General features: G+C 74.3%; 9 protein-coding genes and 1 pseudogene. 4 read left to right on the plus strand and 6 right to left on the minus strand.

Translation table 11 applies throughout. The features are described from left to right. The first annotated feature begins 78 nt into the window (after positions 1–78). Entirely contained in the window at positions 79–1071 is a 993-nt protein-coding gene (locus ADY01_RS02635; RefSeq protein WP_049564911.1) for a helix-turn-helix domain-containing protein, read from the plus strand. A gap of 158 nt (positions 1072–1229) precedes the next feature. Further along, positions 1230–2333 (plus strand): bile acid:sodium symporter family protein, encoded by a 1104-nt coding sequence (locus ADY01_RS02640; RefSeq protein WP_078899934.1) that lies wholly within the window; start codon positions 1230–1232, stop codon positions 2331–2333. Here ADY01_RS02640 and fdhD read toward each other — a convergent pair. The 5 genes and pseudogenes from fdhD to ADY01_RS02665 all read right to left on the minus strand — a co-directional run bounded on the left by fdhD (position 2285) and on the right by ADY01_RS02665 (position 10481). After that, positions 2285–3145, minus strand: a complete 861-nt coding sequence (fdhD, locus tag ADY01_RS02645) for a formate dehydrogenase accessory sulfurtransferase FdhD (protein WP_049564839.1) — start codon at positions 3143–3145, stop codon at positions 2285–2287. The genes ADY01_RS02640 and fdhD overlap by 49 nt on opposite strands. 91 nt (positions 3146–3236) lie before the next feature. After that, a complete protein-coding gene (locus ADY01_RS02650; protein ID WP_049564842.1) occupies positions 3237–6374 on the minus strand; it encodes a glycosyl hydrolase 115 family protein in 3138 nt (1045 codons plus the stop codon). Positions 6375–6658: 284 nt separating this feature from the next. Then, positions 6659–6826 (minus strand): annotated as a pseudogene (locus tag ADY01_RS02655) (NAD(P)H-dependent oxidoreductase); the annotation flags it as partial. 81 nt (positions 6827–6907) lie between these two features. Then, the gene (locus ADY01_RS02660) at positions 6908–8377 is read right to left on the minus strand and encodes a sulfatase-like hydrolase/transferase (protein WP_049564847.1); all 1470 of its coding nucleotides are present in this window, start codon (positions 8375–8377) and stop codon (positions 6908–6910) included. Positions 8378–8528: 151 nt separating this feature from the next. Next, positions 8529–10481 carry an AMP-dependent synthetase/ligase gene (locus ADY01_RS02665; RefSeq protein ID WP_049564849.1) on the minus strand — a complete coding sequence of 651 codons (1953 nt, stop codon included), beginning with the start codon at positions 10479–10481 and terminating at the stop codon, positions 8529–8531. Between the two features lie 138 nt (positions 10482–10619). Between ADY01_RS02665 and ADY01_RS02670 the strand changes: the two genes are divergently transcribed. Together ADY01_RS02670 and ADY01_RS02675 are read left to right on the plus strand one after the other, a co-directional pair. Continuing rightward, positions 10620–11948 (plus strand): 3-oxoacyl-ACP reductase, encoded by a 1329-nt coding sequence (locus ADY01_RS02670; protein ID WP_049564851.1) that lies wholly within the window; start codon positions 10620–10622, stop codon positions 11946–11948. Next, positions 11945–12784, plus strand: coding sequence for a MaoC family dehydratase (locus ADY01_RS02675; RefSeq protein ID WP_049564854.1), 840 nt, complete (start codon positions 11945–11947; stop codon positions 12782–12784). The genes ADY01_RS02670 and ADY01_RS02675 overlap by 4 nt, the downstream gene beginning before the upstream one ends. A gap of 6 nt (positions 12785–12790) precedes the next feature. On the opposite strand, the gene ADY01_RS02680 is transcribed toward ADY01_RS02675, so the two are convergent. After that, entirely contained in the window at positions 12791–13447 is a 657-nt protein-coding gene (locus tag ADY01_RS02680) for a TetR/AcrR family transcriptional regulator (protein ID WP_199826147.1), read from the minus strand. Positions 13448–13492 lie beyond the last annotated feature (45 nt).

Genomic DNA, 13492 nt, shown 5'->3' on the forward strand with positions numbered 1-13492 from the left:
GACGCGTTCCCGCCAGTGGGGTCGGTGGAGGTCGGCGGGGACGCCGGGGACGGGAACGCCGGGGAGGAAGGTCACTCGATGCTGGCAGCGGTCGGTCTGGACGAGGCCGAGGAGGCGGCCTACCGCGCGCTGGTCGCGCTGGGCGCCGCCGAGGCGTCCCCGCTGGCCGGGCGGTTGGCGCGGGCGGTGGACGAGACGGAACGGGCGCTGCGCGGCCTGGAGCGGCGCGGCCTCGCCGCACGGTCACCCTCGCACCCCGGCCGCTGGGTCGCCGCGCCGCCCGTCGTCGCGCTGGGGGCGCTGCTGGCGCAGCAGCGGCACGAGCTGGACCGGGCGGAGCTGGCGGCGGGGCTGCTGGCCGCCGAGTACCGGGCGGAGGCGGACGAGTCCGCGGCGCCCGACCTGGTCGAGGTGGTCGTCGGGGTGAGCGCGGTGGCGCACCGCTTCTCGCAGCTTCAGCTCGGCGCGGCCCAGGAGGTCTGCGCGCTGGTCACGGGCACGCCCGTGGCGGTCACCGGGACGGAGAACGAGGCCGAGGAGCGCGTGGTGGAGCGCGGCGTGACCTACCGCGTGGTGCTGGAACGGGAGGCGCTGGAGTCCCCGCCGAGCGTGGTGGAGCTGGCGGCGGCGCTGCGGCGCGACCAGCGGGTGCGGGTGGTGGAGCGGGTGCCGACCAAGCTGGTGATCGCGGACCGGTCGACGGCGATGGTGCCGTTGACCTCGCGGGACGGCGCGGGTCCGGCCGCGGTGGTGGTGCACGCCAGTGGGCTGCTCGACTCGCTGCTGGCGCTGTTCGAGGCGGTGTGGCGCGAGGCGCTGCCGCTGCGCCTGGACGAGGAGGGCGGCGGACCGGTCAGGGGGGAGGCGGGCGGTCCCGACGCCACCGACCTGCGGATCCTCTCGCTGCTGCTGGCGGGCCTCACGGACACCAGCGTCGGCAAGCACCTGGGCCTCGGGCTGCGGACCGTGCAGCGGCGGGTGCGGCGGCTGATGGATCTGACGGGCGCCGCCACCCGTCTCCAGCTGGGCTGGCAGGCCCACGAGCGGGGCTGGGTGCGGCGTGAGCCCTGATCGCGCGCCGGCCCGGCGGACGCCGCTCACGTTGATATCTGTCCTTGTCTGTTCGAGTCGACCGGCGATAAGTCGCAGAATGATCGGGTGATATCTATCGTTGCGAACGCCTCCGAGGCCCCGAGGAGAGAGTGCCGTCCGTGCGCAGACTGACCCGGATGATCGACCCCTACATCGTGCTGCTGCTGGCCACCGTCGGTCTGGCCGCGCTGCTGCCCGCCTCGGGGAGGGCCGCGGACACCGTGGACGGCGCGGCCACCGGCTTCATCGGCATGCTGTTCTTCCTCTACGGGGCGCGGCTCTCCACCCGTGAGGCGCTGGACGGAATCCGGCACTGGCGGCTCCATCTCACCATCCTGGCCTCGACGTTCGCCGTCTTCCCGCTCTTCGGCCTGGCCGCCGTGGGCCTCACCCCCTGGCTGCTGACGGACGACCTGTACGACGGGCTGCTGTTCCTGTGCCTGGTCCCCTCGACGGTGCAGTCCTCGATCGCGTTCACGTCGATGGCCCGGGGCAACGTCGCGGGGGCGATCGCCGCCGGCTCGTTCTCCAGCGTGCTCGGCGTCCTGCTCACCCCGCTGTTCGCGGCGGCGCTGATCGGCAGCGGCGGCGGCTTCTCGGCGGGGACGCTCCTCGCGATCGGCGGCCAGCTGCTCCTGCCGTTCCTCCTCGGGCAGCTGCTACGGCGCTGGATCGGGGACTTCGTGAAGCGGCACCGTGGCGCGCTCTCCCTGATCGACAGGGGATCGATCCTGGTCGTCGTCTACGCCGCGTTCAGCGAGGGCGTGAACGCGGGGGTGTGGAACGAGGTCAGCTGGCGGCGGCTGCTCGCGCTGTTCGGGGTCGAGGCGGCGCTGCTGGCCGCCATGCTGCTGCTGACCGCCCTCGCCGCGCGCCGGCTGCGCTTCCGCCGCGAGGACCGGGTGGTGGTCGTGCTGGCCGGGTCCCAGAAGTCGCTGGCCGCCGGGCTGCCCATGGCCAGCGTCATCTTCCAGGGACAGGCCGCGCTCGCGGTGCTGCCGCTGATGATCTTCCACCAGACCCAGCTGATCGTCTGCGCCTACCTCTCCCGCCGCTGGTCGCGCGACCCCGAGGCGGCCGGGGACGGCGACGGCCAGGCCGGGGACGGCCACGCGGAGCGGGAGACGGTGAACGGCGACGGCGACGGCGGCATCGACGGCCGCGCGGGCGGCGGTGCGCGGGGCCGCGGCGATCAGGCTCCGGCCGGTGCCGGGAGGGCGATCCGCTCCGCGCCCGCGTAGACGTTCATCGAGGCTCCCCGCAGGAACCCGACCAGCGTCAGCCCGGACTCCACCGCCAGGTCGACGGCCAGCGAGGACGGCGCCGAGACGGCCGCCAGCACCGGGATCCCGGCCATCACGGCCTTCTGCGCCAGCTCGAACGACGCGCGCCCCGACACCAGCAGCACAGCGTCCTCCAGGGGCAGCGCCCCCCGCTCCAGGGCCCGCCCCACCACCTTGTCCACCGCGTTGTGCCGCCCCACGTCCTCGCGGATGTCGAGCAGGTGGCCCTCGCCGTCGAACAGCGCCGCGGCGTGCAGGCCGCCCGTGCGCTCGAACACCCGCTGCGCCGCCCGCAGCCGGTCGGGCAGCGCCGCGAGCAGCACGGGGGACAGCAGCGGGCCGCCCGTCAGCGGCAGCGGCCAGCGCGCGGTGGTGCGGACCGCGTCCAGGCTGGCCTTGCCGCACAGGCCGCAGGAGGAGGTGGTGTAGACGTTCCGCTCCAGGCGTGCCAGGGAGAGGTCGGGCGGCAGCGTTCCCGAGGCCAGGCGGACGTCGACGACGTTGTAGCTGTTGCCGCCGCCGTCCGCGTCCGTGGCTCCCGCGCAGTACGCGATGCGGCCCAGCTCGTCGGCCCGCGCCAGCACGCCCTCGCTGACCAGGAAGCCCGCGGCCAGCGCGAAGTCGTCGCCCGGGGTGCGCATGGTCACCGCGATCGGGCGGCCGTTCACGCGGATCTCCAGCGGCTCCTCGCCGACCAGCGTGTCCGCGCGCTCGGTGACCAGACCGTCCCTGATCCGCACGACGCGGCGGCGCTCCGTGATTCGTCCCATAACGCCATCATGCCCGCACGGGGTGCGGGCATGATCACGTCCGGAGGGGTCCGGGGGTCCCCGGGGGGTCCCGGGGGATCCCCTCCGTTCCTCAGTCCCGGGCCCGCATGCTCTCGGGCGGGCCCAGGTAGCTGGGCCGCAGGTCCCCGGTGTCGACCACGATCTTCTGGACGACCACCGTCGGGTCCACCATCCAGAACTTCAGGACGTGGCGCCCGGCCTCGGCGACGGTGTGCGTGGTGACGGTCACGGTCACGTTGTCCGAGGTGTTCCGCTCCCACTGCTTGTTCATCGAGGTGTCGTCCGAGCCCGTGACCCGGGTGACGTTCACCGTCCGCGGGTCGGCGTCCCCGAAGGAGACCGCGTAGGACAGGCCATCGGTGGGCAGCGCGTTGTTCCGGGGGGAGAGGTGGACGTGCACGTCCACCTCTCCCGCCGTGAACAGCGTCATCTCGTACTCCAGACGCGGGCTCCGGCCGCCCGGCGTCTGGCGGCCGGAGGTCACCGGGAACGGCGTCACGCCGTCACCCGTGCGGCCGATGCCGGGGATACGCCTCCAGCTGACGCCCGAGGTGTTGACCGCCCGCCAGTAGTGCGCGGCCTCCATCGAGACGTAGCCGTTGGCCTCGATGAACCCCGAGAGGCGGCGGCGCGGCGTGCCCGGGTTGAACACCGGCGCCAGCACCTCCACGGATGAACCGTCCGGGCCCGACACGGTGATGGGCACGGTCGTCTCGCCCCGGGGCGCGGCCGAGAAGTCCACGGTGACGAGCGCGCGCACCTGGGCCTCCACCGTTCCCGAGGCTTCGGTCACCCGCACCCACGGCTCGGCGGGCTCGATGCGGTACTCGAACGGCGCGGACCCGCGGTTGAAGACCTCGATGTACTGCTCCGGCTGGCTCTGGTACGGGCTGAACCGCGGCAGCGTCGCGGGCTCACCGGCGTTCGGCCACCAGGACGCGGAGCCGTCGATCGCCACGCCCATCTCGGGCCCCTCGGCCAGCTCGACGCGCCGCACCGGGGGGAACACCTCGTCGGGCAGTGCCACATGGTCGGGCGTCTGCGGCTGCTGCCAGGGCGCGTCGGGCCCGTAGCGCTCCACATCGCCGTAGCCGATCTTCGGCTGCGTCTGGAATCCCGCCCACTTCCCGTCCGCCAGCGTGTTGTTGTAGTAGTCCGACATCGCCTGGTCGTCCGCGAACCTGGCGTCGGTCGCGTCCGCGAGCTGGTTGGTCAGCGCCCGGCCCTGCTCGGCGTAGTGGAGGGCGGCGAACTCGGCGTACCGCAGCGCGTAGAGATTGGCGGTCGCCTCCACCTGGTACTGGACCAGCTGGTAGTAGGAGTCGGCGTAGGCCGGGTCCAGCGCGTCGCCGATGCGCTGCGCCTCGGCGTCCAGCTGCTCCCACTCGGCGGTGACGCGTTCGATCTCGCGGTAGTCGGTGAGGCTGTAGGGCGTCATCCGGTCGTCGTAGACCACCGCGGTCGGGTCGGTGGCCAGGTCCTTCTCGGGGTCGAGGGTGATGCGGCGGTTCAGCAGCTCCGGCTTGCGGCGCGCCTGGAGGATCCCGTAGGTGTGCAGCACCTCGGCGATGGCCTCGGCGTGCGAGGGCCCGAAGTTCTCCTCGGCGTACCGGCGTTCCCACTCGCCGAGCTGGTCGAGCGTCCAGCGCTCGGGGTCCCAGGCGTAGTCGAGGAAGAACTGGAGCGGCATCTCCTCGGCCTTCATGTCGCCGACGTTGACCACCCACAGCCGGTCGATGCCGTACTGGTGGGAGAGGTGCAACTGCTCCCAGGTGCTCGCCAGGTTGACGGTGTCGACCCACTTGTAGTTGCGCCCGCCGCCGACGTAGTCGAAGTGGTAGTAGATGCCGTAGCCGCCGGCGCGGTCGGGGAGCGACAGGTCGGGGACCTTGCGCATGTTGCCCCAGTTGTCGTCGCAGAAGATGACGGTGACGTCGTCCGGCGGGCGCAGGCCCTGGTCCCAGTAGCGCTGGACCTCCTTGTAGAGCGTCTGGACCTGCGGGATCCCGGTGATGTCGCCCTCGAAGGTCTGCTCCAGGATCTCGCGCTGGCTGGCGAGGATCGACTCCATCAGCTCGATGCCGTCGCCGTCGGGGAGGCTGACGTCGCCGTTGCCGCGCATGCCGAGGGTGACCACGCCCTCGAAGTCCTCCTCCACCATGCGCCGGACGCCGTCGGTCCAGTACTGCCGGATCGCGTCGCCGTTGCGGCGGAAGCTCCACTCGCCCGTGCCGCCGTAGGGGTCCTCGCCTGGCGTGACGATGTTGCCCTCGCCGTCCCTGACCGCCGCCCTGGCGTGCCGGTTCCACTCCTCGATGCCGCGCATCATCGGGGCCTCGTGCGAGGTGCCCATCACCACGCCGTACTCGGTGGCCACGGCGTGGTTGCGCGGGTCGTCCTCGGCGAACGCGCGGCCCCACACGGCGGGCCACAGGTAGTTGGCCTTCAGCCGCAGCATGACCTCGAAGATTTTGGCCCAGAAGTCGCTGTTGAACCCGTTGGGGAAGCCGGGGGCGTGCCCGGGGCCGAAGAACGCCGGGGCCCAGGTGCCGAGCGCCGGGTTCTCGTCGTTGATGAAGAACCCGCGGTACTTCACGGCCGGGGTGCCCTGGGTGTGGCGGCCGGGGAGGACGTACAGCTCGGCGTGCTGCCGGGCGGGCACGTCGTCCCACCAGTACCAGGGCGAGACGCCCATCTGGCGGGAGGTCTCGTAGATGCCGTAGATGGTGCCGCGCTGGTCGCTGCCCGCGATGACGAAGGCGCGGCGGACGCCGGGCATCGGGTTGCTGACGACCTGTTCGCGGGTCGTCTCCCACCGGCCGGTGACGCCGCCGACGTCCAGCTTGCCTTCGCTGATCAGCCGGTCGATGAGCGGGCTCTTGCCGATGGTGCCGATGAGGACGACCTCGTCGTCCCGGACGGGGGTCCAGTCGCCCACCGAGACGCTGGGCTCGATCCCGGTGACGCGCCGGACGTCGGCGGCCAGGTCGCGGGCGGCGCGTGCCACGCCGGGGTGGTCGTCGGAGCTGACGAGGATGGGGGCGGCCCTGCCGTTCTTGGCCAGGGTCAGGCTGCCGGGCTGCCAGGACGGCGAGACGAAGAGGTCGCGTCTCTCCGCGGCTCGGGCGGATGTCGCGGCGACGGTGGGCGCGGCGGTGGCCGCGACGGTCAGGGGGAGCAGGCTGAGGAATGCACGGCGGCTGGGCATGGCTTGACTCCGCGCGGAAGAGGGCGGATCCCGATAATTTTCAGGACGGTTCCGGAAGAAGCTAATGAGGGGCCCAAGCGCAGGTCAATACTCTGTTACCGGCGGATTTCCAGGTCAGGGGAGGAAAGGGGGGAGATCGTCGGGGTGACCTGCTCCGCTGCGGTTTTCCGAAAGTTTTCCGGACCGCAGGCGTGCGGAACGCGACGACGGCCGCCGACCGGGTCGGATCGGCGGCCGTCACGGGGGTGTGCTCAGACGCGTTCCGCCCTCTCGCCGACCGGGTTGCCGCGCATGCGCTCCTTCAGCGGGGCGCCCTCCACCCGCAGCCAGCCCGACCAGTGGTCCAGGTACCGCTTGGTGGTCGCCGAGACGCTGTACCAGTACAGCGGCGACGCGATCACCACGTCCGTGGCCCACAGCGTCGCCTCCCACAGCAGCCGCTCGTTCCCCTCGGGCACCACCGGGGCTCTCCCCGGTGCACGAACAGGAAGCGGGACGGCTGCGCGGTCTCGTGTGTGTGCGGCATGGCCGGGTCAACGACGGGGGTCACGCCCTTCTTGCCGGTCACCTCCGCTCCCGCGCGGCCCTCCGCTCGCGTGCCCGAACGGCAGCCCGTCCCACGGCAGTTCCCGTGCCTCGGGGTCGGGCCGCCGCTGCCCGGCCTCCCGCTCCGGGGCCGGAACGATCTCGGCGGGCCGTTCGCCCACCCGCGCGAGCCACGCGCGCAGCGCGGCCCGCAGCCCCGCCGCGACCTCGCGGTGCGAGGCGAGCCCGGCCAGGTTGTCCAGCTCGTACGGGTCGGCCGCCAGGTCGTACAGCTCCGACTCGACATAGCGGTCGGCGTCCGGCTCGTTCCACGCGTCCACGCCGGGCGCCGTCACCGCGTACTTCCACCGGTCGGTGCACACCGCGCGCCCCACCTGCGACTCGCTGATCTGCACGAAGACCTCGGCGGGCCGCCCCGGGTCCGTGCCGCCGCCCACCAGCGGCAGGAACGAGCGGCCCTGCACCCCCTCGGGCACCGCGACGCCGGCCGCCTCCATCAGCGTGGGCACCAGGTCCACCGTGGACACCGGGTGCCTGATCAGGCCGCCGCCCGTGAAGCCGGGGCCGGTCAGCGCCAGCGGCACCCGCACCGAGGCGTCGTGCGCCGAGCGCTTGTACTCGTCGTTGCGCGTCCTGAAGTGCGAGCCGTGGTCCGCCGTCCACGCCAGCACCGTCCTGTCCTCCACGTCCAGGCTGCGCAGCGCGTCGCGGAGCCTGCCGACGCCCTCGTCCACCCGCTTGACCTGGCCCAGATAGCCGCCCAGGTGCCGGTGGGCGCCGCCGCCCGGCGCCTCGCCGCTGAGCGCGGCCAGATCGGGCGGCAGCCAGCGCCCCTCGTACCGCTCCCGGTAGCCGTCGGGCGCGGGATAGTCGTCCGTGGCGTTCTGGTGGTGCGGCTCCAGCAGGGAGAGGAAGAGGAGGAACGGCCGGTCGTGATGGTCGGCCGCGAACCGGATCGCCGCGTCGATCAGCGCGTCCGAGCGGTAGCCGGGCAGCCGCACGGGCCGTTCGTCCTCGTCCCAGAGCACGGTGCGGTAGGCGTCCGAGGTGAACTCCAGCAGCTCGCTGGCCAGCCACCGCTGGTACCCGCCGCGCCCGTCCGGGGGAACGGGCCCGGCGCCCGCCTCCTCGCCCGCCAGATGCCACTTGCCGAGGTAGCAGGTGACATACCCGGCCTCCGCGAACGCCCCGGCCAGGGTCGGGACGCCGGGCGGAAGCGGCAGCCCGTTGCGGAAGACCCCGGCCGCGGTGGGGTACCGGCCGGTCTGGAGCGCCGCGCGGGCGGGCGCGCACACCGGCTGGGGGGTGACGGCCCGCTCGACATGCGTGCCGCCGCGTGCGATGCGGTCGAACTCGGGCGTGACACCGGCCGGGTTGCCGTGCACCCCGGCGGTGTCCCAGCGCTGCTGGTCGGTCAGGACGACGACGACGTTCGGTTGCCTGGCGGTGGCGTTCATGGCTGCGGCCTTTCGCCGGGGACGTGCGGGGGTCCTCGGCGATACAAGGCGCTCGACCCGGCGCCCGTCAACCGGTGGGGGCGCGGTCGGCGCGCGGGCGCGGGCGTGCACGACCGCGCCCCCGGTCGGTGCGGGCGGTCGGTGGCGCCGGTCAGGGCTTCCGCCGGTAGAGGCGGTCGATCTCCCGCGCGTAGGCCGCCATGGCCGCCCGCCGCCGCACCTTCAGCGAGGGCGTCAGCAGCCCGTTCTCCTCGGTGAACTCGCCCTCCACGACGGCGAAGGCGCGGATCGACTCGGCGCGGGAGACCGTCTCGTTGGCGTGGTCGACCGCGCGCTGCACCGTCTCCCGCAGCTCCTCGTCCTCGCACAGCGCGGCCACCGGCGTGTCCGCCGGGCGCCCGCGGACCGCGAGCCAGTGGGCCAGCGCCTCGCGCTCCAGCGTCACCAGCGCGGCGACGAAGGGGCGTCCCTCGCCGACGACCACGCAGGGCCCGAGCGGGGGACGGCCGCGCAGCCGGTCCTCCAGCGGGCCGGGGGAGACGTTCTTGCCGCCGCTGGTGACGAGGATGTCCTTCTTGCGGCCGGTGATCGCCAGGTAGCCGTCGGCGTCGAGCCGTCCGAGGTCGCCGGTGGCGAACCAGCCCTCGCGCAGGGCCGCCTCGGTGGCGCTCTCGTCGTTCCAGTAGGCGCCGGTGACGATGCCGCCCGAGACCAGCACCTCCCCGTCGTCGGCGATGCGCACCGCCGCGCCGGGCACCGGGTGGCCGACCGTGCCGGGCCGGGGCGCGAGCGGCGGGTTGACGGTGGCGGCCGAGGTGGTCTCGGTGAGGCCGTAGCCCTCGTAGACGGCGATGCCGCAGCCCAGGAAGAACAGCGCCAGCCGCGGGTCGAGCGGCGAGCCCCCGCTGACGGCGTACCGCAGCCTGCCGCCCAGCGCCGCGCGGATCCTGCGGTAGACCAGCAGGTCGTAGAGGCCCCTGGCCAGCCGCAGCCCGGGTCCCGGGCCGGGGCCCGTCCCGTCGTAGGCGCGCAGCGCCGCCTCGCCCCAGGCCACGCCGACCCGGTCGGCCCGTGCGAACGAGGCGCCGCGGCCCATGCGTTCGGCCATGGCCCGCCCGGTGTCGTGGATCTTCTCGAACAGATAGGGCACGCCGACGAGGAACGTCGGCCGGAAGGAGGCCAGTTCGGGCCGGAGGTCGTCGGGCCTGACGCTGGGGCAGTGGCCGATCTCGATGCGCGCGGACAGGCAGGCGATCTGGATGGTCCGGCCCAGGATGTGCGCCAGCGGCAGGAAGATCAACGTGGCCGGGGTCTCCCCGGTGACCTCCTCGAAGACCGGCCGGAGCAGCTCCACCAGGTTGGCCGCCTCGGCGTGGAGATTGGCGTGGGTGAGCACGCAGCCCTTGGGGCGGCCCGTGGTGCCCGAGGTGTAGACGAGGGTGGCGACGGCCTCGGGGGCGAGCGCCGCCCGGCGCGCGGCCACGGCGGCGTCCCCCTCCTCGCCGCCGGCGCGGCCGAGTCCGGCCAGCTCGTCGAGACCGCCGTGGTCGATCACCCACACCGCCGGACGCGGCGCGGCGGGGCCGGACCCGGCCGGGGCGGCGAGGGCCCTCTCGGCGGTCTCCGCGTTCTCCCCGGTCTCCACCACGAGGAACGCGGCCCCCGAGTCCCGCAGGATCCAGGCCAGTTGGTCGGCCGAGGAGGTCGCGTAGACCGGCACGGTGACGCCGCCCGCCGCCCAGACGGCGAAGTCGGTCACGGCCCACTCGGCGCGGGTGCGGGCCATCAGGGCGACCCGGCCGCCCGGTGGGAGCCCGGCGGCGATCAGCCCCTTGGCCACCTCGGCGACCTGGCGGGCGAACGCCGCGGCGGTCACCGGCTCCCACCGGTCCCCCGCCTTGCGCCGCAGGACCACCGCGTCGGGCGCCTCGGCGGCGTTGGTGAACGGGATGTCCGCGGTGCTGCCCCGCGTCGGCGGGGGAACGAGCGGCGGCACGCGCACCTCGCGCACCACCCCGTTCTCCCGGATCAGCCGGGGGCGGACGCGGTCGGCCAGGCCCCCGCGCCGCCGCGCCCTCCGCATGTCCCTGTGCGCGCTGCCCATGGATCAACTCCCTCGCCCGCTCCCCAGGATGGCGCTGCCGCCGGGCCACCGGCCGCGCCCTCCGGGCATGCTCTGTGCTGATCACGGTCGACTGACATGACTCCCCAGTAGACTTACCGCGCAGTAGGAAGGAAATCAATGACCGACAGATATCTCTCCTTCACCGCCACCCGCCCCGGAGCCTTCCTCAGCAAGCGGCTCGGCCTGCCCCGCCCCGGGCACCTCGCCCGGCACGACCCGGCGGGCCCTCCGTTCCCCGGCCTCGTCGAGCTGGGCCACGCCGAAGGAGGCCGCGCCACCGAGGCGTTGGGCGGCATCCTCGCCTCCTGCGGCGTGGCCGCCCGGCAGCGCCCCGAGCGCCCCGCCGGGCTCGTCTTCGACGCGACCGGCATCACCGACAGCGGCCGGCTCGCCGAGCTGCACGCCTTCTTCGGCCCCCGGCTCCGCTCGCTCGCCCCCTGCGGCCGGGTCCTCGTGGTGGCCACCCCGCCCGAGCTCGCCGCCACCCGCGGCGAGACGGTGGCCCAGCGGGCGATCGACGGCTTCGTCCGGGCGCTCGCGCGGGAGTCGCGGCACGGCGCCACCGCGAACCTCCTGCGGGTCGCACCCGGAGCCGAGGGCGCCATGGAGTCCGCCGTCCGCTTCGTCCTCTCCCCGCGCTCCGCCTATGTCTCGGGCCAGACGCTGCGCTGTGACACCACCGTCCCCGCCGAGCCGCCCGCCGCGTGGGAGCGCCCGCTCGACGGGCGGACCGCCCTGGTCACCGGCGCCGCCCGCGGCATCGGCGCCGCGGTGGCCGAGACGCTGCACCGCGACGGCGCCACGGTGGTCTGCCTGGACCTGCCCGCGCGGGCCGAGCCGCTGCGCGCGCTCGCCGCGCGGCTCGGCGGCACCGCGCTCACCGTGGACGTCACGGACGCGGACGCGGGCGACCGCGTCGCGGACCACCTGCGCGAGCGGCACGGCGGCGGCCTCGACGTCCTGGTCCACAACGCCGGGATCACCCGCGACAAGCCGCTCGGCGCCATGGAGGCCGAGCGCTGGCACGCCGTCCTCGGGGTCAACCTGATCGCCGCCGAGCGGCTGACCGAGGCCCTGCTCCCGCTCCTGCGCGACGGCGGCCGGATCGTCGCGACCTCCTCCATCAGCGCCATCGCGGGCATCCCGGGGCAGACCAACTACGCGGCCAGCAAAGCCGGGTTGACGGGGCTGGTCCAGGCCCTCGCCCCGGACCTGGCCGAACGCCGCGTCACCGCCAACGCCGTGGCCCCCGGCTTCATCGCCACCGACATGACCGCCGCCATCCCCGGCCCGGTCCGCGCGGTCGTCAGCCGGCTGAACAGCCTGGGCCAGGCGGGCCGGCCCATCGACGTGGCCGAGGCCGTCGCCTTCCTCGCCTCGCCCGCCAGCGGCGCCGTCACCGGCCAGGTCCTCCGGGTCTGCGGGCAGGCCGTGCCCGGCTCATGAGCACCCTGCCGGCCTCCTACGCCCGCGCCCTGCTGCTGCCGCGCGGCGGCGGCCCGCTGCCCGAGGGCGCCCTCTCCGGGCCGCCGAACGCCGCCGACCCCGCGCGCCTGGCCCGTTACGCCGCGGTGTGCGGCTTCCGCCGCGCCGACCGGCTGCCGCCCACCTACCCGCACATCGCCGCGTTCCCCCTGGCCATGGAGCTGATGACGCGGCGCGACTTCCCGTTCCGGCTGCCGGGGCTCGTCCACCTCGGCTGCCGGATCGAGCACAGGAGGCCCCTCGCCCCCGGCGAGCCGCTGTCCTTCCGCGTCGAGGCGGCCGGGCCGGTGCCGCACCCCGGGGGCACCGCGTTCGACATCACGACCGAGGCGACCGAGGCGACCGAGGCGACCGGCGCGGGTGGCGCCGCGGTCTGGCGCTCGGCCGCCACCTACCTCAGCCGCCGCCGGGGGCCCTCCCCGCGACGGCCCGACGCGCCCGGCGGCTCACGCGAGCCGAGGGCGTCCGTCCCGGGCGAGGTCTGGGACGTGCCGGCCGCGACCGGCCGCCGCTACGCGGCCGTCTCCCGCGACCGGAACCCGATCCACCTCCACCCTCTCCCCGCCCGGCTGTTCGGGTTCCCGCGGGCCATCGCCCACGGCATGTGGTCCCTGGCCCGCTGCCTGGCCGCGCTGGAGGACGGGCTGCCCGACGCGTTCACCGCCGAGGCGCGCTTCCGCGCCCCGATACCGCTGCCGGGGCGGGTGACGTTCGCCGGTTCGCCGCGCGGCCCGTTCACCCTGCGCGCCACCGCCGACGGCCGCCCGCACCTGGAGGGCCGCGTCACACCCGGCTGACACGCCTCACTTCCGGCCCTGGGCGTCCGGCGGGGACCAGACCTCGCCGGCCAGCACGTTCCGCATCCCCACCCACACCACGTTCATCAGCCGCAGGGTGATCCCCTCCGGCGACCGCCCCGGGTGCCGCTCCATCCAGTCGGTGACCGCGTCCGCCGCGCCCACCAGGGCGTGGGCAACGAAGTCCGCGTCGTCCGCCCCGAGTCCGGCGCCGCCGTCGCTGTCCTCGATGCCCGCGACGACCAGCGCCGTGACCTCAGCCATCACCGAACGGCGCGCCCGCGCCAGCTCGTTCGCGATCGCCTCGCTCTGCTCGGGCGCCTGCCGGTGCAGCACCACCCAGCTGTCCCTGCGCTCCGCGACGAAGGCGAAGAATCCGAACAGCCCGTGCCACAGGCGCAGTTCGGGGGAACGTCCCCCCTCTGCCCCCTCCCGGAACGCCGCCGCCAGCCGCAGCGCCTCGCGCCGCACGCACGCGATGAACAGCCCCTCCTTGGAGCCGAGATACAGATAGATCATCGGCTTGGAGATCCCCGCCAGCTCCGCGATCTCGTCCACGACGGCGGCGCGGTAGCCGCGCTGGGAGAACACGTGCACGGCCGCGTCGATGATCTCCTGCTCGCGCACGCTCCTCGGCAGCCGGCGCCTGGGCTTGTCGTTCACCCTTGCCAGCCTACCGACGATCATCCTAATCTTACTCTGCGGTAA

Origin of the sequence: Streptomyces sp. SBT349, from assembly GCF_001083795.1 — a bacterium.
Lineage (GTDB): Bacteria > Actinomycetota > Actinomycetes > Streptomycetales > Streptomycetaceae > Streptomyces.